We start from the raw sequence: 21484 nt of genomic DNA, 5'->3' as shown, positions 1-21484 counted from the left end.
GGGAAATACAAAAAATACGCGATTTTAGCAACATACCACGAATAAGGAACGTATCATAGACAGGCCTGCCCCTGGCGGAACAGCCGAGCCCGGCTGATATCCAGCGCACCACCTTCCAGTGCACAGGTGTCATGACCCTGCGCCACAAAAAATGGCACGCTGCGTGCGCCGGCCTGCACAATATAATGCCGGTACCCCCCGCGCGCACCACGGGGCACAGCCCGGATGGGAGCGGGGCTGCCCGGGACCGCCTGGGGCACCAAGGCGATTTCGTAGGGGCGGATCATCGCTGTGACGGGACCGTCCGCCACATGAGTCGGCACAGCAAAAGACTGAACGGTCCTGTCATCGGCCACCATCACGCCCCCCTGCACATGACCGGGAAAAGATACGGCCTCCCCCAGAAATTCCATCACGAAATCCGTTGCGGGGTTGCAATCCAGTTCCTGGGGGCTGGCATCCTGGACGATCCGCCCGCTCTGCATGACCACGATCCTGTCCGCAACGTCCAGCGCTTCCTCCTGGTCGTGGGTGACCAGAATGGTGGTCAGCCCAAGCCTGTCGTGCAGGTCGCGCAACCACGTGCGGATAGACCGCCTGACAATGGGGTCCAACGCGCCAAACGGTTCGTCAAGCAGCAGAACACCCGGCCCCGTGGCCAAGGCGCGGGCCAGCGCCACACGCTGCCTCTGCCCGCCGGAAAGCCGGGACGGATAGGCATTGCCCAGGCTGGGGATCTGCATCAGGTCCAGCAGTTCCGTCACCCGCGCCGTAACCTGGGCACGCGGCGGCCGGGTTGCGGCAGGCAACACATCGAGCCCGAAAGCAATGTTACGCGCGACAGTCATATGCGGAAACAGCGCATAGTTCTGGAATACAAAGCCAATCCTGCCTGCCCGGGCCTGCACGCCGGTCATGACATGCCCGTCCAGACTGACCGTTCCCGCAGTGTAGGGATCAAGCCCGGCTATGGCGCGCAGCAATGTTGTCTTGCCCGCGCCAGAAGGTCCGACCAGCGCCACGAACATACCGTCAGGCACATTCAGCGAAACATGATCGAGCAGGGGGGCCGCCGCGCCGGGAACGGTGCGGAGCAGGGCGTTGACCTCGACACTCATAAAGTTTTCTCCCGCCGCCGCGCGAACCATGCGGGGGCCGAACGCAGCACCACCGCCCCAAGGGCCATAATGCCCAGAAGAGCCGCCATGGTGAACGCCGCCACGGACTGGTAGCCGTTATACAGATTTTCGATATGCAGGGGCATGGTCTCCGTCTCGCCGGGGATATGCCCCGACACCACGGAAACCGCCCCGAATTCCCCCAGGGCACGCGCCGTTGTCAGCAGCACACCCGACAGCAGCGCCCCCCACACACCCGGCAGCGAGACATGCCACAACACCTGCCGGAAGCTGGCTCCAGCCAGAAAAGCGGCTTCTTCCGCGTCGCGTCCCTGCAGTTCCATGACCGGCAGCAGCGTACGCACCACATAGGGCAGGGTTACGAACAGGGTGGCCAGGACAATACCCGGCACCGCAAAGGCGATATGAATATTCATGCGCTCCAGTGCCGGGCCAAACCACCCCTGCGCGCCAAAAAGCAGGAGCCAGACCAGGCCGGACACCACCGGTGACATGCTCAGCGGCAGTTCAAGAAGAGCCAGCAGCGCCTGACGGCCGAAAAACCGAAAGCGCGCCAGAAGCCAGGCCGCAAGAATACCGAACACGGTGTTGACCGCGACGGTTATCACCGTGACTTTCAGGGTCAGCCAGATGGCGGCCTGTGCATCCGGGTCGGCCAGTGTGGCGACCGACGCACCTATACCGTCGCGCAGGGCCTCGCTCAGCACCATGACCGGCGGTGTCACGAGAACGACCGCAATAAACAGCCAGCTTGCCACCCATAATCCGTAGCGGGTCATGCCGGCTCGCTCCACAAAGCGAGCTTCCTGCGCATGCTCCCGACCAGAAGCAGTACCAGAAGGGAGATAACCAGCAGGATCAGGGCTACGGAAGTCGCCCCCGCGTAATCGAATTCCTGCAGGCGTACGACAATCAGCAGAGGGGCAATTTCGCTGCGGAAAGGCTGGTTCCCGGCAATAAAGATCACCGACCCGTATTCCCCCACCCCCCGCGCGAACGCCAGACCAAACCCCGTGACCATGGCCGGCAGCAGGGGCGGGACGATAACCCGTGTCACCACCTGCCAGGGTCTGGCACCCAGCAGCAGAGCCGCTTCCTCCAGGTCGTGGGGCAGGTTACGCAATACCGGCTCCACCGCGCGGACAACAAAAGGCAGGCCGACAAACATCAGCGCCACGATAATCCCGGTGCGTGTGTAAGACACGCTCACACCCAGGCGGGACAAAGGCGCACCCAGCCAGCCATTCGGCCCGTAAAGCGTTGCAAGCGTGATCCCCGACACCGCCGTGGGCAGCGCAAGCGGCAGGTCTATCAGCGCATCGGCCAGCCAGCGGCCGGGTAACTGCCCGCGCGCCAGCGCCCAGGCCAGCATAAGCCCGAAAGGCAGGTTGCAGGCAGCGGCAATCGCAGCGGAGGAAAAGCTGGTCCATAATGCCGCAAACATGCGGCTGTCATGCAAGGCCGAGACCATGGCCCCCACGCCATCCTGCCATGGCCGCGCAAGCAGCGCACACAACGGAAAAGCGACCAGAAACCCCGCCCAGATCACTGTAGCGGACAGGGTAAAGCGAAAACCCGGCAAAGTGCTGCCTGTCCTGCGCATGAAAGCAAAAAACGTGTGTTTCATGGTACGGCGTTCAATTCCGGCCTTCCCGTATGGGACGGGGGCCACCGGCATGACCGGCCACCCCCCAAGACTGCCACGGTATCAAGCCATGGCACCCCGTTCCAGTCGGATGAACAATCAGGACTGAAGACGGCGTCCACCCGGCAACCTTACAGTGCCCTCGACAAAAGAGACCAGTTCGCTGGCGGCGTCATTCGCGCTGCCCTGGCCGGTGCGCAGACGCAGGGCAGGGTGAGCAGGAGCCTCATACGGTGCATCGATGCCGGTGAAACCGCTTATCTTGCCGGCCCGCGCAGCCGCGTAAAGCCCCTTGGGGTCACGCTGTTCGCAGGTTTGCAAATCCGCATCCACGAAAATTTCGGCAAACCCTTCGCCAACGATCCGGCTCGCCAGTTCGCGATCCGAACTGAGCGGAGAAATCAGGGCGACCAGCACGACATGCCCGGCGTCCCGCAGGATTCGCGCGACCTCTGCCGCACGCCGGACGTTTTCCGTCCGGTCGGCCTCGGCAAAGCCCAGATCCTTGCACAGCCCGGTGCGCAGCGTGTCGCCGTCCAGAACGGTTACGTCCACACCAGCAGCGAACAGGCGCGTTTCCGCCGCGCGGGCCAGCGTGCTCTTGCCTGCCCCCGAAAGCCCGGTCAGCCAGAACACAGCCCCCTTATGCCCCTTGACCCGTTCACGATCATGCACCGTCACGGCGCTGGCAGTCGGATGGATAACCTTTTCGCCCGCGGCGATACCCGCCGGACCGATCAGCGGCGCACCGCCGACAATACGCTGCTGGCGATCGACCAGAACGCCACGACCGTCGGTCGTCCCGGGTGTGAACGGGTCGAACTGGATGGTTTCGGCGGCAGAGAGCACAACCTCGGCAAAGCCTTCGGGCGGCACTTCGTCACCGGGATTTTCAGTCAGGTCATCCAGGTTCAGGACAGACTCGATCGCCGTCACCGTGACAGCATGTTCCGCCGTGGCAAGCCGCAGGCGGAAGCTTTCCCCCACCCGCAGGGGCTCCTGCCGCAACCAGAACAGTCGAGCACGAATACGCGATGCCTCCACCGGACGTGAAGCCGGGTGGTGAAGCAGATCCCCCCTGTCGGGAATGACATCGGGCTCAAGTGTCACGGCAACAGACTGCCCGGCATGGGCCGACAGATGCGGCGCCGTATGCCAGCCTTCGATCGAGGCAATACGGGCAGGGGTTTTCTGCGTACCGATCACGACCGTATCGCCCACACGCACGCGCCCGCGCTCGATCCGGCCTGCAACGTAGCGCTTGTCCTCGAACCGATAGACATCCTGCACGGGCAGGCGCAGGGCCAGTTCCACGCGGGAATCCGGGCTGGGCACACTGGCCAGGGCCTCGGTCAGGGTCGGGCCGACATACCACGGCATGTTAGCCGACCGGGTGGCGATATTATCCCCATCGCGGGCTGAAGCCGGAACGAACACCGCTGCCTTGAGGTCAAGGCGGGTCAGCAGGTCCGTAACCTCACGTTCGACCGCTTCCACCTTTGTCCGGTCAAAGGCCAGAAGATCGACCTTGTTCAGCAGCACGATCACGTGGCGGATACCGATCAGGTGCAGCAGCATGGCGTGGCGACGTGTCTGTTCGCGAGCGCCTTCAGCCGCATCCACCACCAGCACGGCGGCCTCCGCATCGGCAGCGCCCGTAATCATGTTGCGCAGGAACTGCCGGTGTCCGGGTGCATCTACAATGACGTATTCACGCTGCCCGAGGCGGAACGGAATACGCGTGGAATCGACCGTTACACCCTGGTCGCGCTCGATCTGGAGAGAGTCGAGCAGAAAGCTCCACTCGATTTTCAGGCCGCGCTTTTTGGACGATTCGATAATCTGGGCAACCTTGCCGTCCTGCAGGTTATCCGTATCGTGCAGCAGCCGCCCGATCAGGGTGGATTTGCCATGGTCGACATGCCCGACGATGACGATCGGGGTTGCCGCATCCTGGCTGGAAAAACTTTTATCGCTCATGTCAGTCTGTTCCGGTCCGCACTTTATCAGAGATAACCCGCCACACGCAGGCGTTCGAAAGCATCTTCGGACTCATGGTCCATGGCCCGTCCGGACCGCTCGGAGGTCTTGGTCGTTTCCAGTTCCCGGATTACCTCGGCAAGCGTTGCGGCATTGCTGTCGACGGGGAAGGTGATGTCCGAATCGCCAAGAGAACGGTAGCGCTTGCCGTTTCTGGCAAAATACAGATCGACCAGCGGAATGCCTTCGCGCTCGATGTAGCGCCAGATATCGATTTCACGCCACGCAAGCAGCGGATGAACGCGAATATGCATGCCCTCCTCGTGTGGGGTGGCGTACTGGTCCCAGAATTCGGGCGGCTGGTTGCGGATATCCCATTTATGGCTGGCCCCACGCGGGCTGAACACGCGCTCCTTCGCACGGGTTCCCTGCTCGTCACGCCGGATACCTGCAATAACGCCCTGCAGCTTGTGTTTCTCGATCATGGCGGCAAGTCCCGCCGTCTTGCGGGCAGCCGAACGCGCGGCAGGCGGCAGGGAAGGGTCCATTTCCTCTACCGGCGGGCAGTCGCCCAGAAGCAGTTCCAGGTCCCATTTTTTGGTATATTCATCCCGGAACTTGTACATTTCGGGAAATTTCTTGCCGGTATCGACATGCATGACGGGGAAGGGAACCCGACCCAGAAACGCCTTCTTGGCCAGCCAGACCATGACGTTCGAATCCTTGCCCAGCGACCACAGCATGGCCAGCGGCTTCAGCTTCCGGTAGGCTTCCCTCAGAATGAAAACGCTCTGAGCTTCCAGTTGATCGAGATGATCCATAGCTTCCATAACCCCGTTTTTCGGGCACCCGTATTCAGGTAAAAGTGAGACAAGTGGTGGTGGCAGAAACTCTCAGCCGCCGAGGTGAATACCGCATTCGGTCTTGTTCAGACCCGCCCAGCGTCCAGCCCTGGCGTCCTGCACACCATTGACTGGCTGAGTACACGGCGCACAGCCAATGGACAGATACCCCTGCGCCACCAGAGGGTGCGGCGGCAGGCCACGACGGTCCATTTCCGCCGCTATGTCTTCCGCGCTCCATAATGCCAGAGGATTAAGGCGCAACTGTGCGTCCGCACCATCGCCCCGGCGCTCCACCACAGCCAGTTGCGACCGTGTGGATGCCTGAACCCGCTTGCGCCCGGTCACCAGCCCTGCATAGGGCAGGGACGCTACCCGCAGGGGCTCCACCTTGCGCAGGGCGCAGCACGCGTCAGGATCGAACGCCCACAATTCCCCCGTAGGATCACGCCGCGCAGTATCACGCTCATCGGGCGTAATATCGATCACATTACGCAAACCCAGAGCCTGAGCCAGATCGCGACGATAGGTCAGGGTTTCGGGGAAATGCCGGCCCGTATCCAGAAACAGCACAGGCATTGCAGGATCGGCCTGCGCCACCATAGCCAGCAACAGAGCCGATTCCGCGCCGAAAGACGACATCACACCCAGGCGATCCCCAAGCAGATCACGCGCCTTGCGCAGCAATGTGACGGGATGACCCTCCACAGGCTCCAACTCCGCAATGACCTCAGTGATATCAAGGGTCTTGTTCAACGCGAAACACCGCCCAAAACGTTAGAAAAGGATTTATTGGCTGCATATAGGGATATTTTTCGCAAAAACAACATATATTTTTGCCCATAGCGCAAAGTTTACGACAAATTAACTAGACTCATGAGTGCTTAATGACCTCAATCGACGCCCCTGCCAACCCACCGCAGGGGCCAGCAAGACATTAGAAACCCGCAATTTTCTTTGGTTTTCACCTAATTCCGCACTTGTAGCGGGTTATTAAAAAGATAGGCACGCAAGACGTATTCCACAAGAACGATCCCATTCCATAATCCGCACGATTATGCCGGTTAAACCTGCCTGCATCGTCGTGCGCCCTGTGCCAGCCATACGCCCGGATACCCGCTCCATATTTTGTTGGCATAATATATCTTATGCAATTTATGGCCGGGCGGCATCCAGCCTTTTGTCCGGGCAGCAGGAGGTGGGGATACACTGACACACAGAGCATTGAGCGCCCGGCGTACCCCCACGTCACCCTCTTTTTTTCAGGGCTGCTGCGAGCTGGCGCCTGACTGCGACGGGCTGGGATTATCCCGGCGGAACAGCGTCCATTCCTCAATCACGGTGCCATCTGGCAAATGGCAATAGCCGACCTGGCCTTTATCCGTGTGTTCCATGGAGAGCGCCCCCCCCTTCTTGACACAGTATAAAGACGCCGGGTTGGGAATGCGGAGTGGCCGGACGCTGCGGTATGACTGACCGCCTGCGCTCTCATCATGCTGGCAGCCCCCCAGCATTCCCGTCATGACAGCAGCCAGCATGGCGGTCTTCATGACAATAGTGCGGTTTTTCATACCCGATCCTTTCGCTCATCCATGGGATGCTGGCTGTCCTCTGGCCTCCGCGCTCCTGAACGGGCGTGAATGAAGGACAGGTCTCCTACCCCGATGGTTACTATTCCTGCACTTCATCGGGTTTGCATACCGATATTTCCAACATTTTCTTCCTCTTGCGGCCTTCCAACATTTTCATCCTGAAAACTGGTCTTGGCAGACGATACCCGCTATGTTCGGTCTCCCTTAATTCCGCTTATCCTTGGTCCGGTAAATACTATGCCCGATGGTTCGTCCTCCCTTCCCTCTTCCACCCGGCTTACGGGCACCCGGCATGACTGGACGGTGGATGAAATCCGCGCGTTGCTGAACCTGCCCATGCCCGAACTGATGTTCCAGGCACAGACCGTTCACCGCGCTACGTTCGACCCGACCGAAATCCAGATTTCCACCCTGCTGTCCATCAAGACCGGCGGCTGCCCGGAAGATTGCGCCTACTGTCCCCAGAGCGCACTGCACGAAGACAGCGTAAAAGCCGAAAAACTGATGGCGGTGGAACAGGTCCTGGCCGAAGCCCGTAAGGCCAAGGCCGCGGGTGCGGGCCGGTTCTGTATGGGAGCCGCCTGGCGGTCCCCCAAGGAACGCGACCTGGATACGGTCTGCGCCATGGTCGAGGGCGTGAAAGCTCTGGGGCTCGAAACCTGCGTAACCCTGGGCATGCTTGACGACATGCAGGCAAAGCGCCTGAAAAGCGCCGGGCTCGACTACTACAACCACAATCTCGATACCTCTCCCGAATATTATGGCGAAATCATTACCACCCGCACCTATCAGGACCGGCTGGACACGCTGGGTTCCGTGCGGGATGCCGGTATCAGCGTCTGCTGTGGCGGCATTGTCGGCATGGGCGAAAGCGAGACCGATCGCGCGGGCCTGATCGCGGCCCTGGCCACCTTGCCGGTGCACCCCGAAAGCGTGCCGATCAACCTGCTGGTGCGGGTCGAAGGCACACCGCTCGCCAAAGCGGACGAGGTTGAAGCCCTGGACTTTGTGCGTATGATCGCTGCCGCCCGTATTACCATGCCCAAAAGCCGTGTACGGCTGGCCGCCGGGCGCGAGAACATGAGCGATGAAACACAGACCCTGTGCTTTCTGGCCGGAGCGAATTCCATTTTTTATGGCGAACGCCTGCTGACCACCCCCAACCCGCAGGCCCAGCGTGACCGGGCCCTGCTTGACCGGCTGGGCATGCACACGACGGGGATCGGCCTGTAAGGCCAGGCGCGGCCGGATGACCTATTCCGTCAAGGAAATTTTCCTGACCCTGCAAGGCGAAGGTGGACAGGCCGGACGCGTCGCTGTTTTCTGTCGGTTTACTGGCTGCAATCTGTGGTCCGGCCGTGAAGTGGACCGGGCAAGTGCCACCTGCCAGTTCTGCGACACGGATTTTGTCGGCACCGATGGAGAAGGCGGCGGAAAGTTCGAAACCGCAGCCGATCTCGCCCGCGCAATTGACACCCTCTGGCCGGTTGAGACGGCAGCACAGGCACGCCCGGCCGTAAGCCATGGCGCACATGCCCGGAAGCTGGTCGTTTTTACGGGGGGTGAGCCCCTGCTCCAGCTTGATGCTGCTCTGATCGACGCCATGCACCAGCACGGCTTTTTTATCGCGGTAGAAAGCAATGGCACCCTTGCCGCACCTGCGGGCGTGGACTGGCTGTGCATCAGCCCCAAGGCCGGCGCCCCGCTGGTGCAGACCAGCGGGACAGAACTCAAACTGGTTTATCCCCAGCCGGGTCTTTTGCCTGAGGCCGTTGCCACGCTTGATTTCGAGCAGTTCTGGCTTCAACCTATGGATGGCCCCCAGCAGGCCGCCAATCTGGCGGGTGCCATAGAATACTGTCTCGAACATCCGCAATGGGGCCTGTCGTTGCAGACCCATAAACTGACCGGAATTCCCTGAGCATGTCCTACCCGGTGCGTGATCGAAGCGAGGCAGCCCTTGTCCTGTTCTCGGGCGGGCAGGATTCCGCGACATGTCTGGCCTGGGCACTGGCGCGTTTTGGCCGGGTCGAGACATTGGGTTTCGACTACGGTCAGCGCCATGCCATTGAACTGACCTGCCGCAGCACGCTGCGTGACGGACTGGCCGCGCTGACCCCCACCTGGCGCGAACGTCTGGGGCCGGACCACACGCTCCCGCTCGCGGCCCTTGGCTCCATCTCGGACACGGCGCTCACACGAAACGCCGAAATTGCCCTGATGGAAAACGGACTGCCCAACACGTTCGTACCCGGTCGCAACCTGCTGTTCCTGACCTTTGCCGCAGCCCTCGCCGCCCGGCGCGATATTCGCCATATCGTGACCGGCGTGTGCGAGACGGATTATTCCGGCTACCCCGACTGCCGGGACGATACGATCAAGGCGTTACAGGTTGCGCTGAATCTGGGCATGCAAAGCCGATATGTCCTGCATACGCCGCTGATGTGGCTCAGCAAGGCTGAAACATGGTGCATGGCCGAAGACCTGGGCGGAATGCCCCTTGTCTCACTCATAAACCATGACAGCCATAGCTGTTACATGGGGGACCGTGGCACGTTTCATCCGTGGGGATATGGCTGCGGCACATGCCCCGCCTGCCAGCTCCGTCGCGCCGGGTGGGAAACCTACCTGGCAGAGAAAACCGACCATGCCTGATCTTGTTTTTACCCGGCGTTTTTCCATGGGCCATCGGCTGATCCACGGCGCCAGCGAAAGCTGCGCCCTGCCCCATGGCCATAATGAATTCGTAACTGTCAGACTGACGCCAACAGCCCCGACCAGGCTGGATGGGCACGGCAACATGCCCGTTTCGTTCCAGAAGGCCAAAAGCACGTGGCACCGCTTCATCGATGAACGTATCGATCATGCGCTGCAACTGGCCGCCGATGACCCCTTGCTGGCATGGTTCCAGACCCATGAACCCGCACGCGCGGCAAGAATTGTCGTAACCCCCGGCGACCCGACGACCGAACTGATGACCTGCCTGCTTATGGCGAAGCTCAACGCGTTTCTCATGGCCGAAGGTGACGTGCTGCGCTGTAGCGAACTCAGCCTTGAGGAAACGCCAACCAATACGGTCACTTTCAGCGGCAACCCGGCTGATTTCATTCCGGCCGGCAGGCCACCTGCCACCTGCTGGTGGAACCGGGCCGATATGAGCATTGCCGATCCTGCGAACTGAAACGATGCTTTAAAAACACACCGGATCTGGACAGGTTTTTCAGGCACGAAGGCTTGTGCTGGCGCTGAATGCGTGAGCGCTTCGCCTGACTTGTGCTCAATACCCCGTATCGGTCCTTTGCGTTCCGAAACCCGTCCTGCTCCGGCACCACGGTCTTTTTGAGCAGGCCCATAAAACAGGCAGCACTATACAAAAAAGCAACTCCCGCCCTCATGGGGCGGGAGAAACCAGTCAGTGGGTCAGCCCCAGAACGCTGTTGGTTTTGTCGAACACCTGCTTGCACAGGTCAGGACTGGCAGACAGCTTCTGGCCATAGGACGGCACCATCTGCTTCAGCTTTTCGCTCCATTCGGGCAGTTTGCTGCCAAAGCACTTCTTCAGCACCGTCAGCATGATGGGGGCGGCAGTGGACGCCCCGGGGGATGCCCCCAGCAGGGCCGAGACAGTACCATCCTCACTGGCGATAACCTCTGTGCCGAATTGCAGCACACCGCCTTTGACCGGATCTTTCTTGATGATCTGGACACGCTGCCCCGCCACAACCAGTTCCCAATCCTTGCTCTGCGCATTGGGAATAAAGTCCTGCAAGGCTTTGATACGGTCGTTTTCCGACTGCAATACCTGTTCGATCAGGTATTTGGTCAGCGGCCAGTTGTCGCGACCAACCGCCATCATCGCGCCGATATTGCCACGCCTTACCGATTTCGGCAGGTCCATCAGCGAACCCTGCTTGAGAAAACGTGTAGAGAACCCGGCATAAGGCCCGAAAAGCAGGGCCGGCTTGCCGTCGATCATGCGGGTATCCAGATGCGGGACCGACATGGGGGGCGCACCGACCGAAGCCTTGCCGTAAACCTTGGCATGGTGACGGGCGATCAGTTCTTCGTTCCTGCAACGCAGGAACTGGCCACTGACGGGAAAGCCCCCAACCCCTTCAGCCTCGGGAATGCCTGTTTTCTGCAAAAGCGGCAGTGCGCCGCCACCCGCGCCGATAAAGACAAACCGCGCCAGTACCAGGCGTTCCGTATTCTGGCGCAGGTCGCGTACCTTGATTTCCCAGCGGCCATCGGCCGCCCGGCGCAGATGGGTCACGTCATGTTCGGTATGCAGGGTGCAGCCCTGCGTGCCGGCAAGATAACCGAACAACAGCCGTGTCAGCGCGCCGAAATTGACATCGGTTCCCATCAGGCTGCGGGTCACGGCAAGTTTCTGGCCCGCTGGCCGGTCCTGCATGATCAGCGGCGCCCACTGGGCGATCTGGCCGGGATCTTCCGAATAGTCCATTCCCGCGAACAGCGGATGCCGGGACAGGGCTTCGTGTCGGCGGCGCAGGAAAGACACGTTCTCCTCCCCCCAGACAAAGCTCATATGCGGCACGGATGTCAGAAAGTCGCGCGCTGCGGGAACGATATTGTTTTCAACCAGGTAGGACCAGAACTGCCGCGATATCTGGAACTGTTCGTTCACATCGACAGCCTTGTTGATCTCTACGCTGCCGTCGGCCTTCTGGGGCGTATAGTTCAACTCGCACAGGGCGGAATGCCCGGTGCCCGCGTTGTTCCAGGCATTGGAACTTTCCAGGGCAACAGTATTGAGCCGCTCGTAAATGCCAATGCTCCAGTCTGGCTGAAGCTGGCGCAGGAACGTGCCCAGGGTCGCACTCATTACGCCGCCACCGATCAGGACGACATCGACGGAAGATGCTGTATCGGTCGAGTTGGAACTCATCATGGTCTCCGCATTATCAGCCGCGCCCGTCATTACGGCTCCGATGAAGGCCGGGCTGTACTCTTTGCCGCAAGCCCACCATTTTCCGTATTATCTGGAAAACGGGCGGGCATTGCTAGCCGGATTGGTAAAGCCAGTATAGGCTTATCTGTCCGTCCCGCCTTCTCACCTCTGCGAGATTACCGCAAACACCCCGAACCCGGGGAGCGGTCCAGGCGTTTCATTCGGCTACAGACCCGGCTTTCTTCCGCATGGCGGGGTCCGTGTCGGCATTCGAACAGACAAGGGTGGAAACAACCTTATGAGCATTATCAAACACGGCACCGCACACTGGAAAGGCTCTCTCAAGGAGGGGCGCGGCGTTATCAGCACCCAGAGCGGCGCACTGACCGACCAGCCTTATGGCTTCAATACCCGGTTCGAGGGAAAAACCGGCAGCAACCCCGAAGAATTGCTCGGCGCTGCCCATGCCGCATGTTTTTCCATGGCGCTATCGGCCATTCTGGGGGAAGCCGGACTGACCGCGGACGCGATCGATACCGATGCCGCGGTAAAACTGGACAAGCTCGATTCCGGCTTTGAAATCAGCCAGATCGACCTGACCCTGAAAGCCCGCATACCCGGCGCTACGAACGAGCAGTTCCAGGCGCTCGCCACCAAGGCCAAGGAAGGCTGCCCGGTTTCCAAGCTGTTCCGCGCCACCATTACACTCAACGCAACGCTGGAAAGCTGAAATCAGCCCCGAAAGGTCCTGGCTGAAAAGCCCTAGCTCTGGCCGACCTGCCCGCGATGGCGCAGCAGATGGTCGGCCAGAACGCAGGCCACCATGGCCTCGCCCACCGGCACGGCCCTGATCCCCACGCACGGGTCATGCCGCCCTTTGGTGATGACCTGTTTTTCTGTCCCGTCCCGTGTGATGGAGGGTACGGGTGTCAACATGGAACTGGTCGGCTTGACCGCAAAACGCGCCACCACCGGCTGGCCGCTGGAAATACCCCCCAGAATACCGCCCGCATGGTTGGACCCGAAAACACGCTGGCCGTCCCTGATGAACAGGGCATCGGCATTTTCTGGGCCAGTCAGGGCGGCGGATGCAAAACCGTCCCCGATCTCAACCCCCTTGACGGCGTTGATGCTCATGAGACCTGCCGCCAGATCGGCATCCAGCTTGCCGTAAATGGGCGCCCCCAGACCCGGCGGCACACCCTCGGCCACGACCTCGATCACCGCACCGATGGACGAACCCGCCTTGCGGATTTCGTGCAGGTAACGTTCCCAATCCTCCACCACGCCCGGATCGGGGGCAAAAAACGGGTTGCGATCGACCTCCGTCCAGTCCCAGCGCGTGCGGTCGATATCATGCGGGCCAAGCTGTACAAGGGCCGCACGAATACGCACCCCCTCGCCCAGCACCTTGCGCGCCACGGCACCAGCCGCCACACGGCAGGCTGTCTCACGGGCGGACGAACGCCCGCCGCCGCGATAATCGCGAACACCGTATTTGATGTCGTAGGTCAGGTCCGCGTGGCCAGGCCGATAGGTGCTGGCAATATCGCCGTAATCGCGCGAACGCTGATCGGTGTTTTCGATCAGGAGCGAAATGGGTGTGCCCGTTGTCTGCCCCTCGAACACACCGGACAGGATACGCACCTGATCGGCTTCCTGCCGCTGGGTGGTAAAGGCCGACTGGCCCGGCCTGCGACGGTCGAGAAAAGGCTGGATATCGGCTTCATTCAACGGAATACGCGGGGGGCAGCCGTCGATCACGCAGCCTATGGCGGGACCGTGGCTTTCACCCCATGTGGTAACACGAAACAGATGACCGAACGTATTGTACGACACGGCGCGCCTCAGTCCCCGGCGACGGAAATATCAGGAGCGGTGGGGTTTTTCATACCGACCATATGGTAGCCGCAGTCGACATGATGTACCTCGCCCGTCACCCCGGACGACAGGTCGGACAGCATGTAAAGCCCTGCCCCACCCACGTCCTCCAGCGTCACGTTGCGCTCAAGCGGCGCATTATACTGGTTCCAGCGCAGGATATAGCGGAAATCCCCGATGCCGCTGGCCGCCAGCGTCTTGATCGGCCCGGCCGAAATCGCGTTCACGCGTACCCCGTCGCGCCCCAGATCGGCCGCCATGTAACGGACCGATGCTTCCAGTGCCGCCTTGGCCACACCCATGACGTTGTAGTGCGGCATGACGCGCTCGGCCCCAAGGTAACTCAGGGTCAGCAGGGAGCCGCCATCTTTCATCAGCCTTGCCGCGCGCTGGGCAACCGCCGTGAAAGAATAGCACGAAATATCCAGCGCCGTGAGGAACGCGTCACGCGGGGTGTCCACATAACGGCCGCGCAGGTACTGCTTGTCGGCCCAGCCAATGGCATGCACCACAAAATCCAGCGTGCCCCATTCGTGCTCAAGGGTCGCGAAGGTTTCGTCAATCGCGGCGTCATCCGTTACGTCGCAGGGTAGCACGAGCTTTGCACCAATACTTTCGGCCAGCGGCTGGACACGCTTGCCCAGGGCTTCGCCCTGGTACGTAAACGCCAGTTCTCCGCCCTGCGCCGCAACGGCCGAAGCAATGGCCCAGGCGATGGATCTGTCATTGGCAACGCCCATCACCAGGCCCTTCTTGCCTTTCATCAAAGTGCCCGAGGGGAGTGGAGCGGTGCTGGGAGATGACATGCAGAAACCTCGACTATTCTCTGTATGGGCCTGGCGGGAAGCGTGATGTAGCGGTTGGTCGCACACCATGCCGGGCGAAACAAGCCCAAAGGCGATTAGCATACTTCAAACGCGTGGGCAGCAGGAGTATGGAAGATATGGAAAACACGGCAGAACTGGTTTGCCGGTGCAGCATGATGGAGCTCGAACGCATGACCGATTCAAGCAGCCCGGTTGCGGCGCAGGCACCAAGGGAATTACCCCTGATAGACCTGTCTGCCGATCCGTTCGCCCTGTTCGAAACCTGGATGCACGACGCCGAAAAAACCGAAATCAACGACCCCAACGCCATGGTGCTTGCCACCGCGTCGCCCGATGGGCGACCGTCCAGCCGTATTGTGCTGCTCAAGGGCATGGACCGGCGTGGTTTTGTTTTCTACACCAATGCCCATAGCCGCAAAGGCAATGAACTGGCGCGCAACCCGCATGTCGCGTTGCTGTTCCACTGGAAAAGCCTGCGGCGGCAGATTCGAATCGAAGGTGCCGTCTCCCCCGTGAGCACGGAAGAGGCGGACGCCTATTTTGCGAGTCGAAGCCGTGTCTCCCGGCTGGGGGCCATTGCATCGGACCAGTCGCGCCCCCTGGCCGACCGCGCGGTTTTCGAGGCCCGCCTGCACGAGGCGGAAGCCCGCTACCCCGACGGGCCCATTCCCCGTCCGGAAAACTGGACCGGCTACCGCGTCAAACCCGAATATTTCGAATTCTGGAACGAACGCCCCTTCCGCCTGCATGACCGCGCCGTATGGAGCGCGCATGAAGGCGGATGGAACGTTACGCGTTTATATCCGTAAATAAAGAACTGCCGGGGTGCAGGGCGTTTCAGCCTGCAACCCCGCCCCATCGTGCGGAACCAGGAGAACACAATGAAAGATGTCCGTAAGATTTTGCTCCCCATGCCCAGCATTTCCAATGGGGAAGCGGCGCTGACCCGGGGCTACAACTTCGCCCGGCGGTTTGGCGCCCATCTTGCGGTACTGCATGTCCGCCCCGACGGGCGTGACATCGCCCCCCTGGCGGGGGAAGGCCTGTCTGGCGCCATGGTGGAAGACCTGATGCGCACCGCCGAACATGAAAGTGCGCGCCACGCACATGACGTGCGCGCGCTGTTCGACCAGTTCGTGGCCGAACACCCAGATCTGGTTCTGGTGTCGGGACATGACCCCATTCCCATGACCGGGCCGAGTGTCAGCTTCAAGGTCGTCCGCGGGACCGAGAGCGACATCATTCCCTCCCAGGCGCGTCTTTCCGATTTTACCCTGGTGCCACACCCGGACTCGGGGGAGGAAATTTCCTCGTCCGAGACATTGCATGCCGTGCTGTTCGACAGCGGTCGCCCCGTGGTCATGGCGTCACGCACCCCCCCCAAAGGGTTGGTCAAACGCGTATGCATTGGCTGGAACGGCACGGCCGAATCCTCCGCCGCCCTGCATGGCGCCCTTGCCTGGGCCGCGACCGCCGAAGCCGTGCGGGTTCTGCACTGCGATGATTACCAGCGCCGTGGCCCCAGTGCGAAGGAAGTTCTCGACTACCTTGCCATTCACGGCATCAAGGCCGACGCAGTTGAATTCCCGCCCGTGGACAGGGATGTCGGCAAGGGTTTGCTGGCCGCCTGCAAGGACTTTGACGCAGACATGCTGGCCATGGGCGCATATTCGCATTCGCGCCTGCGCCAGCTTATTCTGGGCGGTGTCACACGCCATGTGCTCGAACACGCCGAAATTGCAGTGCTGATGAGCCGGTAAGTCCAACCGGCACCTGCGTGCCTATCGGCGGCTCCGAGCGACGCCGACAGAGAGACACGCAGGCAGCTGGGCACGCCTGAAAAACATGTAAGCCCTACCATGCAAGCCCTACGGGGCCACCGCGTGTTCCCGCGCGCTTATGGTATGGTCGGTGGGTCGGGCAGTTCCAAGGTCAGCCCGTCCCAGCCGGGTTCCACGCCCTGGGGCAGATTGGCCTGCATCCATGCCCAGTCCATATCCGGGCCCATATGGGTCAGGATTACGCGGCGCGGCTGAATACGCTCACGCCATTCGAGCACACGTTCCAGCCATGCATGCGCACTGTGGGGCTGACGCTGGAAACAGTCCACCATCCAGGTATCCACCCCCGCGAGGTGTCGAAAGGCGCTTTCGGGCAGTTCCACGACATCGGTGCTGTAGGCAAAGTCGCCGCAGCGTATGCCAGCCGAGCCGATGCGCCCATGGGCCTGTTCGAAAAGCAGGAACTCGTAGCCGTTGACCGCGACTTTCTGCCCGAATGGCACAGGATGGGCGACAAGAGCCGCGCGGAAAAAGCCAGGCGGTGTCCAGGGCTTGAAAATATAAGTGAAACGTTCCTCCAGCTCAGCCAGCACGTCCGCAGCGCCATAGGCGGTCAACGGCTGGCCAATCACGCGGTTAATGCCCCTGACCTCGTCTATGCCGGCAATATGGTCCGCATGGGCATGCGTGTAGAGAATTGCCTGAAATCTTGAAATGCCGTGCGCCAGTAACTGCGCGCGCAGGTCGGGCCCCGTGTCGACAAGCACCCCTGCCCCGTCCTGCATCTGTATCAGGATGGATGAGCGCGTGCGAATGTTCCGGGCCTCTTTCGGGTCGCACGCACCCCAGTCACCATATCCGCCAGGCCCGCCTACCATGGGCACGCCAGTCGATCCGCCGCAGCCGAGAACCGTGACCTTCATACCCGCGCAGACCTTGTCTGGATACGCACCATCATCAGGCCGCCTTGCGGAAAAGTCGCTGAAAGTTGGAAGTGGTCAGGGCTATGAAATCCGTCAGCACCATCCCGCGCTCCTGTGCCAGACGCTCGGCCGTGTACGCCACATAAGCAGGCTGGTTGCGTTTGCCGCGCCTGGGGACGGGCGCCAGATAAGGCGAGTCCGTTTCAACCACGATCCGGTCATCCGGCACGTCCCGCGCGACGGCGCGAATGTCATCGCATTTGGGGAACGTCGCGATACCCGAGAAGCTGACATACCCCCCAAGCGCCAGCACCCGCCGCGCCAGTTCGGGGCCGGAGGCAAAACAGTGCAGCAGGATCGGAAAGGCACCTGCTGCGTATTCTTCTTCCAGAATGGTCGCGACATCATCATCCGCCTGCCGCGCATGAATGATGACCGGCACGTTCAGCAGGCGGGCCGCGCGAATATGCTGGCGAAAACTTTCATGCTGGGTGGGCCGCACGTCCTCGGCACCATGAAAGTAATCGAGCCCGGTCTCGCCGATCCCGACAACCCCCGGCGCATCGGCAATCTCCGCGATGTGCCGCGCTGACGGCACTGGCTCTTCCGCCACATGATCGGGGTGGGTGCCAACCGTGCACCATACGCGCAGTTCCGGCGTATCAAGGCGTGTCAGCGCCTTCTGCTGTCCCGCACGGGCCAGCCGCGTGCCGATCGTCACCATGCCGCCAAGCCCGGCTGCCCGCGCGCTTTCCAGCAATGCGGGCATTTCCTCCTCGGAAAAATGATCGAGGTGACAGTGGGAATCGATCAGCCCCGAAAGTGCCGGTCCGGTCATTCCGCCTCTGGCTCCACATACCGTGGGAACAGGCCCTGCGGCGGCGGCAACGCACGGCCACCCGGCAGGGGCACCTCAAGCGCGGCAAAGCTCCGTTCCTCGGGAGCGACACCAAGCTGGTCGAGCATACGGCCCATGCTGTCCGGCATGAAAGGCTGCAACATGGTGGCAATACCGCGTATGGCATCCAGCAGCACACGCAGCACATGGGCCATGCGTTCCGGATCGGTCTTGCGCAGGGCCCAGGGGGCCTGATGGTCGATATAGGCGTTACAGGCGCGAATGACCTTCCACACTTCTTCCAGCGCGTCGGTCAGGGCGCATCGCTCAAACTGCGTGGACATAAGGCCCGGCAGCAGCGCGACCTGAGCAAGCAGTCGGGTGTCCTCCTCGGTGGGAACACCCCGTTCGGGCACGATGCCGCCGCAGTTCTTTGCCACGAGGGAGAGCGTGCGCTGGGCCAGATTGCCCAGATCGTTCGCCAGTTCGATATTGTTGCGCGCAATCAGAGCCTTGCGTGACAGATCACTGTCCCCACCGAAGGGAACTTCACGCAGCAGGAAAAAACGCACCGCATCCAGACCGAACTCCTGAACGAGATCGCGCGGGTCCACGACATTGCCGACCGACTTGCTCATCTTCTGGCCTTCAATGGTCCACCAGCCATTGGCAAAGACCTTTTCAGGCAGATCGATGCCCGCCGCCATCAGGAATGCAGGCCAGTAAATGGCATGAAAACGGGCAATATCCTTGCCGACCAGATGCAGGTCAGCCGGCCAGAACGCCATGCGCGGCGCATTTTCATCGGGGAAGCCCAGCGCGCTGAGATAATTGGCCAGCGCGTCGAACCAGACATACATGACATGCCTGTCGTCGCCCGGCACGGGAACGCCCCAACTGAAGCTGGTCCGGCTGATGGAGAGGTCGCGCAGCCCCTGTTTGACAAAACTTATGATTTCATTGCGCGCGCCATGTGGGCCGAGAAATTCCGGGTGCTGCTCATACAGCGCCAGCAGACGGTCCTGAAAAGCGGAAAGACGGAAGAAATAGGACGGCTCCTTCAGCCATTCGACAGGCGCACCGGTGGGGGCAAGCCTGGTGCCATCCGGGCCATCCACCAGTTCGTCTTCCCCGTAAAAGCATTCGTCACGGAGAGCGTACCATCCCTCATAGGCGCCCAGATAAATGGCGTCATTATCCGCAACACGTGTCCACAGGGCCTGGGTTGCCGTAATATGGCGCGCCTCGGTTGTGCGGATGAAGTCGTCGTAGGAGATATTCATGGCATCCGCCATGGCCCGGAAATCCGCAGCAACCCTGTCCGCGAACGCCTTGGGGGCGACACCCGCCGCAACAGCCGCCTGCTCAACCTTCTGGCCATGTTCGTCCGTGCCGGTCAGAAAAAAGACCTCATGCCCGGCCAGCCTGTGAAAACGCGCCATCACATCCGCCGCCACAGATGTGTAGGCGTGGCCGATATGCGGCGCTCCGTTCACGTAATAGATGGGAGTGGTAACATAAAAACGACGGGTCATGCTTGGCTCGCAATCGTCATGGCTTCAAGAAGGGCTTCCTGTTTGTCCAGATTGAAACGCTCCGCCTGCGTATGCAACTGGCCTATGGCCTCCCAGGCTTGCGCAAGGGTGTTGGCGCGGGCGTCTCCCTCCAGGGCGGCGGCACGTGCAGCAGTCTGAAGCCGGTCCGACAACAGGGTAAAAAACAGGCCGAAACCATAGTCCTTGCGCAATGTGGTTTCGGCAATCTCATATCCACGCAGGGCACTTACACCATCAAACACCGCCCCGACACAACCTGCGATTTCTCCCCCCCTGTCTGCCAGCAGCGACAATGCGCGCCCCGGGGCCCCCTGCGCGGCATCCGCCACGCGTTCGAGTTCGGCAGAGGACGCATCCGGCGCGGAGCGGTGCAGAAGGGCCATCAGGTCAGATGGCGGCAGGGGGTTCAGTTCCAGCCTGCGGCACCGGCTGCGGATAGTCGGCAGTAACCGCCCCGGCATGGCACAGGTCAACAGCAGAACCGTGGCTGGCGGCGGTTCTTCCAGAATTTTGAGAATGGCGTTGGCCGCACTGCGGTTCATCCATTCCGCGCCATCCACGATCACGACACGCCACCCCCCTTCGGCGGCGGTCCTGTGCAGGAACGCATTGACGGGACGAACGTCATCCGCCACGATTTCCCCGCGGTAGCGCTGGCGTTTTTCGTCAAACCCGCGCTCGACCACCAGCAGGTCGGCATGGGTCGCGGCTGAAATACGCCGACCGGCCGGGCTTTGGGCATTTTCCCCGCCCAGCAGCACACGGGCAAGAAAAAATGCGAATGTCGCCTTGCCAATGCCGGGGGGGCCGGTAATCAGCCAGGCATGGGGCAACCGCCCGCCCGCCAGAGCCTGACGGAACATTGCAAGGGCCGCGCCATGCCCCCGCAGTGCGACAGAGGCCTGCCTGGGGTCTGTGCCTTCTGCCTCAGCCATGCGACAGAACAGCCAGAATCTCTTTCATGATCAGGCTGTTCACGCCTTCCACCGCGATCTGCGCCGTGCCGATACGCCGCACCCGCTGCGGATTGGCGGCAGCGATGTCCTGAAAGCCTTTGATAACCCGCGCGTGAAACGCCTCATCGGCCTGTTCGTAACGGTCGGTCGGGGCCTTGCGTATCGCAAGGCGTTGCCGAGCGATCTCACGCGGGGCTTCGAGCAGGAATGTCCTGTCGGGCCGCAGGGCCAACTGGCCGTCCAATACGTGAATCAGTTCAAGAATGGCCGCATCTCCATGTGCGCGGCCATAGCCCTGATACGCCAGGGTTGAATCGGTAAACCGGTCGCACAGAACAACCTGCCCCGCTGCCAGCGCCGGGCGGATCACCCGCTCCACATGGTCGAACCGGGCTGCGAAATGGGCCAGAATTTCAGCCCGCAGCGTCAGAGGCGCATCCCCGAACAGTAAAAGATTGCGCAGGGCCTCCGCCCCGTCGGACCCGCCGGGTTCACGCGTGGCCAGCACGTCCTGACCGTGCGAACGCAGGGCGTCGGCCAGCAGCCGCAACTGCGTGGACTTGCCAACGCCCTCTCCCCCTTCGAGGGTTATGAACACTCCCTGCCTCATCT

Annotated in this window: 22 protein-coding genes; 7 read left to right on the top strand and 15 right to left on the bottom strand. The window is 61.4% G+C overall.

Features of this window, described 5'->3' with window-relative positions:
- Nucleotides 1-53: 53 nt before the first annotated feature.
- The 7 genes from ABF990_RS01060 to ABF990_RS01030 all read right to left on the bottom strand — a co-directional run bounded on the left by ABF990_RS01060 (nucleotide 54) and on the right by ABF990_RS01030 (nucleotide 7177).
- Complete coding sequence (locus tag ABF990_RS01060) at nucleotides 54-1118, bottom strand: sulfate/molybdate ABC transporter ATP-binding protein (RefSeq protein WP_415499589.1); 1065 nt, start codon at nucleotides 1116-1118, stop codon at nucleotides 54-56.
- A complete protein-coding gene (locus ABF990_RS01055; protein ID WP_415499590.1) occupies nucleotides 1115-1918 on the bottom strand; it encodes a sulfate ABC transporter permease in 804 nt (267 codons plus the stop codon). Before ABF990_RS01055 ends, ABF990_RS01060 begins: the two co-directional genes overlap by 4 nt.
- Nucleotides 1915-2766: a sulfate ABC transporter permease subunit CysT gene (cysT, locus tag ABF990_RS01050; protein WP_415490554.1), complete on the bottom strand. Its 852-nt coding sequence runs from the start codon at nucleotides 2764-2766 to the stop codon at nucleotides 1915-1917. The genes ABF990_RS01055 and cysT overlap by 4 nt, the downstream gene beginning before the upstream one ends.
- 117 nt (nucleotides 2767-2883) lie before the next feature.
- Nucleotides 2884-4764 carry an adenylyl-sulfate kinase gene (cysC, locus tag ABF990_RS01045; protein WP_415499591.1) on the bottom strand — a complete coding sequence of 627 codons (1881 nt, stop codon included), beginning with the start codon at nucleotides 4762-4764 and terminating at the stop codon, nucleotides 2884-2886.
- Nucleotides 4765-4790: 26 nt separating this feature from the next.
- A complete protein-coding gene (gene cysD / locus ABF990_RS01040) occupies nucleotides 4791-5585 on the bottom strand; it encodes a sulfate adenylyltransferase subunit CysD (RefSeq protein WP_415490556.1) in 795 nt (264 codons plus the stop codon).
- A 72-nt stretch (nucleotides 5586-5657) separates the two neighbouring features.
- The gene (locus tag ABF990_RS01035) at nucleotides 5658-6362 is read right to left on the bottom strand and encodes a phosphoadenylyl-sulfate reductase (RefSeq protein ID WP_415499592.1); all 705 of its coding nucleotides are present in this window, start codon (nucleotides 6360-6362) and stop codon (nucleotides 5658-5660) included.
- A gap of 506 nt (nucleotides 6363-6868) precedes the next feature.
- Nucleotides 6869-7177, bottom strand: a complete 309-nt coding sequence (locus ABF990_RS01030) for a DUF333 domain-containing protein (RefSeq protein WP_415499593.1) — start codon at nucleotides 7175-7177, stop codon at nucleotides 6869-6871.
- Nucleotides 7178-7435: 258 nt separating this feature from the next.
- Between ABF990_RS01030 and bioB the strand changes: the two genes are divergently transcribed.
- Genes bioB through ABF990_RS01010 form a run of 4 tightly spaced genes read left to right on the top strand, consistent with a single transcriptional unit; the run spans nucleotide 7436 to nucleotide 10379 of the window.
- The gene (gene bioB, locus ABF990_RS01025) at nucleotides 7436-8431 is read left to right on the top strand and encodes a biotin synthase BioB (RefSeq protein ID WP_415490558.1); all 996 of its coding nucleotides are present in this window, start codon (nucleotides 7436-7438) and stop codon (nucleotides 8429-8431) included.
- A 16-nt stretch (nucleotides 8432-8447) separates the two neighbouring features.
- Entirely contained in the window at nucleotides 8448-9119 is a 672-nt protein-coding gene (queE, locus tag ABF990_RS01020; protein ID WP_415499594.1) for a 7-carboxy-7-deazaguanine synthase, read from the top strand.
- A 2-nt stretch (nucleotides 9120-9121) separates the two neighbouring features.
- Nucleotides 9122-9853, top strand: a complete 732-nt coding sequence (queC, locus tag ABF990_RS01015; RefSeq protein ID WP_415499595.1) for a 7-cyano-7-deazaguanine synthase QueC — start codon at nucleotides 9122-9124, stop codon at nucleotides 9851-9853.
- On the top strand, nucleotides 9846-10379 hold the full coding sequence (locus tag ABF990_RS01010; RefSeq protein ID WP_415499596.1) for a 6-pyruvoyl trahydropterin synthase family protein: 534 nt from the start codon (nucleotides 9846-9848) through the stop codon (nucleotides 10377-10379). Before queC ends, ABF990_RS01010 begins: the two co-directional genes overlap by 8 nt.
- A 231-nt stretch (nucleotides 10380-10610) precedes the next feature.
- Here ABF990_RS01010 and ABF990_RS01005 read toward each other — a convergent pair whose 3' ends face one another.
- Nucleotides 10611-12140: a malate:quinone oxidoreductase gene (locus ABF990_RS01005; RefSeq protein ID WP_415499597.1), complete on the bottom strand. Its 1530-nt coding sequence runs from the start codon at nucleotides 12138-12140 to the stop codon at nucleotides 10611-10613.
- Between the two features lie 268 nt (nucleotides 12141-12408).
- Here ABF990_RS01005 and ABF990_RS01000 point away from each other — a divergent pair, with 268 nt between their 5' ends.
- A complete protein-coding gene (locus tag ABF990_RS01000) occupies nucleotides 12409-12840 on the top strand; it encodes an OsmC family protein (protein ID WP_415499598.1) in 432 nt (143 codons plus the stop codon).
- A 32-nt stretch (nucleotides 12841-12872) separates the two neighbouring features.
- Here ABF990_RS01000 and aroC read toward each other — a convergent pair whose 3' ends face one another.
- Together aroC and fabI are read right to left on the bottom strand one after the other, a co-directional pair.
- Nucleotides 12873-13949, bottom strand: coding sequence for a chorismate synthase (gene aroC / locus ABF990_RS00995; protein ID WP_415499599.1), 1077 nt, complete (start codon nucleotides 13947-13949; stop codon nucleotides 12873-12875).
- Between the two features lie 8 nt (nucleotides 13950-13957).
- Nucleotides 13958-14797 carry an enoyl-ACP reductase FabI gene (fabI, locus tag ABF990_RS00990; protein WP_415499600.1) on the bottom strand — a complete coding sequence of 280 codons (840 nt, stop codon included), beginning with the start codon at nucleotides 14795-14797 and terminating at the stop codon, nucleotides 13958-13960.
- A 191-nt stretch (nucleotides 14798-14988) separates the two neighbouring features.
- Here fabI and pdxH point away from each other — a divergent pair, with 191 nt between their 5' ends.
- Entirely contained in the window at nucleotides 14989-15627 is a 639-nt protein-coding gene (pdxH, locus tag ABF990_RS00985; protein ID WP_415499601.1) for a pyridoxamine 5'-phosphate oxidase, read from the top strand.
- Between the two features lie 72 nt (nucleotides 15628-15699).
- Nucleotides 15700-16578, top strand: coding sequence for a universal stress protein (locus tag ABF990_RS00980; RefSeq protein ID WP_415499602.1), 879 nt, complete (start codon nucleotides 15700-15702; stop codon nucleotides 16576-16578).
- Between the two features lie 137 nt (nucleotides 16579-16715).
- Here the strand turns inward: ABF990_RS00980 and ABF990_RS00975 are convergent, their stop codons facing one another.
- Genes ABF990_RS00975 through tmk form a run of 5 tightly spaced genes read right to left on the bottom strand, consistent with a single transcriptional unit; the run spans nucleotide 16716 to nucleotide 21482 of the window.
- Nucleotides 16716-17522 carry an MBL fold metallo-hydrolase gene (locus ABF990_RS00975; RefSeq protein ID WP_415499603.1) on the bottom strand — a complete coding sequence of 269 codons (807 nt, stop codon included), beginning with the start codon at nucleotides 17520-17522 and terminating at the stop codon, nucleotides 16716-16718.
- Nucleotides 17523-17556: 34 nt separating this feature from the next.
- Nucleotides 17557-18360: a TatD family hydrolase gene (locus ABF990_RS00970; RefSeq protein WP_415490569.1), complete on the bottom strand. Its 804-nt coding sequence runs from the start codon at nucleotides 18358-18360 to the stop codon at nucleotides 17557-17559.
- The gene (gene metG / locus ABF990_RS00965) at nucleotides 18357-19895 is read right to left on the bottom strand and encodes a methionine--tRNA ligase (protein WP_415490570.1); all 1539 of its coding nucleotides are present in this window, start codon (nucleotides 19893-19895) and stop codon (nucleotides 18357-18359) included. Before metG ends, ABF990_RS00970 begins: the two co-directional genes overlap by 4 nt.
- Entirely contained in the window at nucleotides 19892-20851 is a 960-nt protein-coding gene (locus tag ABF990_RS00960) for a DNA polymerase III subunit delta' (RefSeq protein WP_415490571.1), read from the bottom strand. The genes metG and ABF990_RS00960 overlap by 4 nt, the downstream gene beginning before the upstream one ends.
- Complete coding sequence (gene tmk / locus ABF990_RS00955; RefSeq protein WP_415490572.1) at nucleotides 20844-21482, bottom strand: dTMP kinase; 639 nt, start codon at nucleotides 21480-21482, stop codon at nucleotides 20844-20846. Before tmk ends, ABF990_RS00960 begins: the two co-directional genes overlap by 8 nt.
- Nucleotides 21483-21484: the final 2 nt, after the last annotated feature.

Source organism: Acetobacter sp. (genome assembly GCF_047723915.1).
Taxonomy (GTDB): Bacteria; Pseudomonadota; Alphaproteobacteria; order Acetobacterales; family Acetobacteraceae; genus Acetobacter.
Note: the sequence above shows the minus strand (reverse complement) of the source record. Positions and strands in the feature narration are given on the sequence as shown.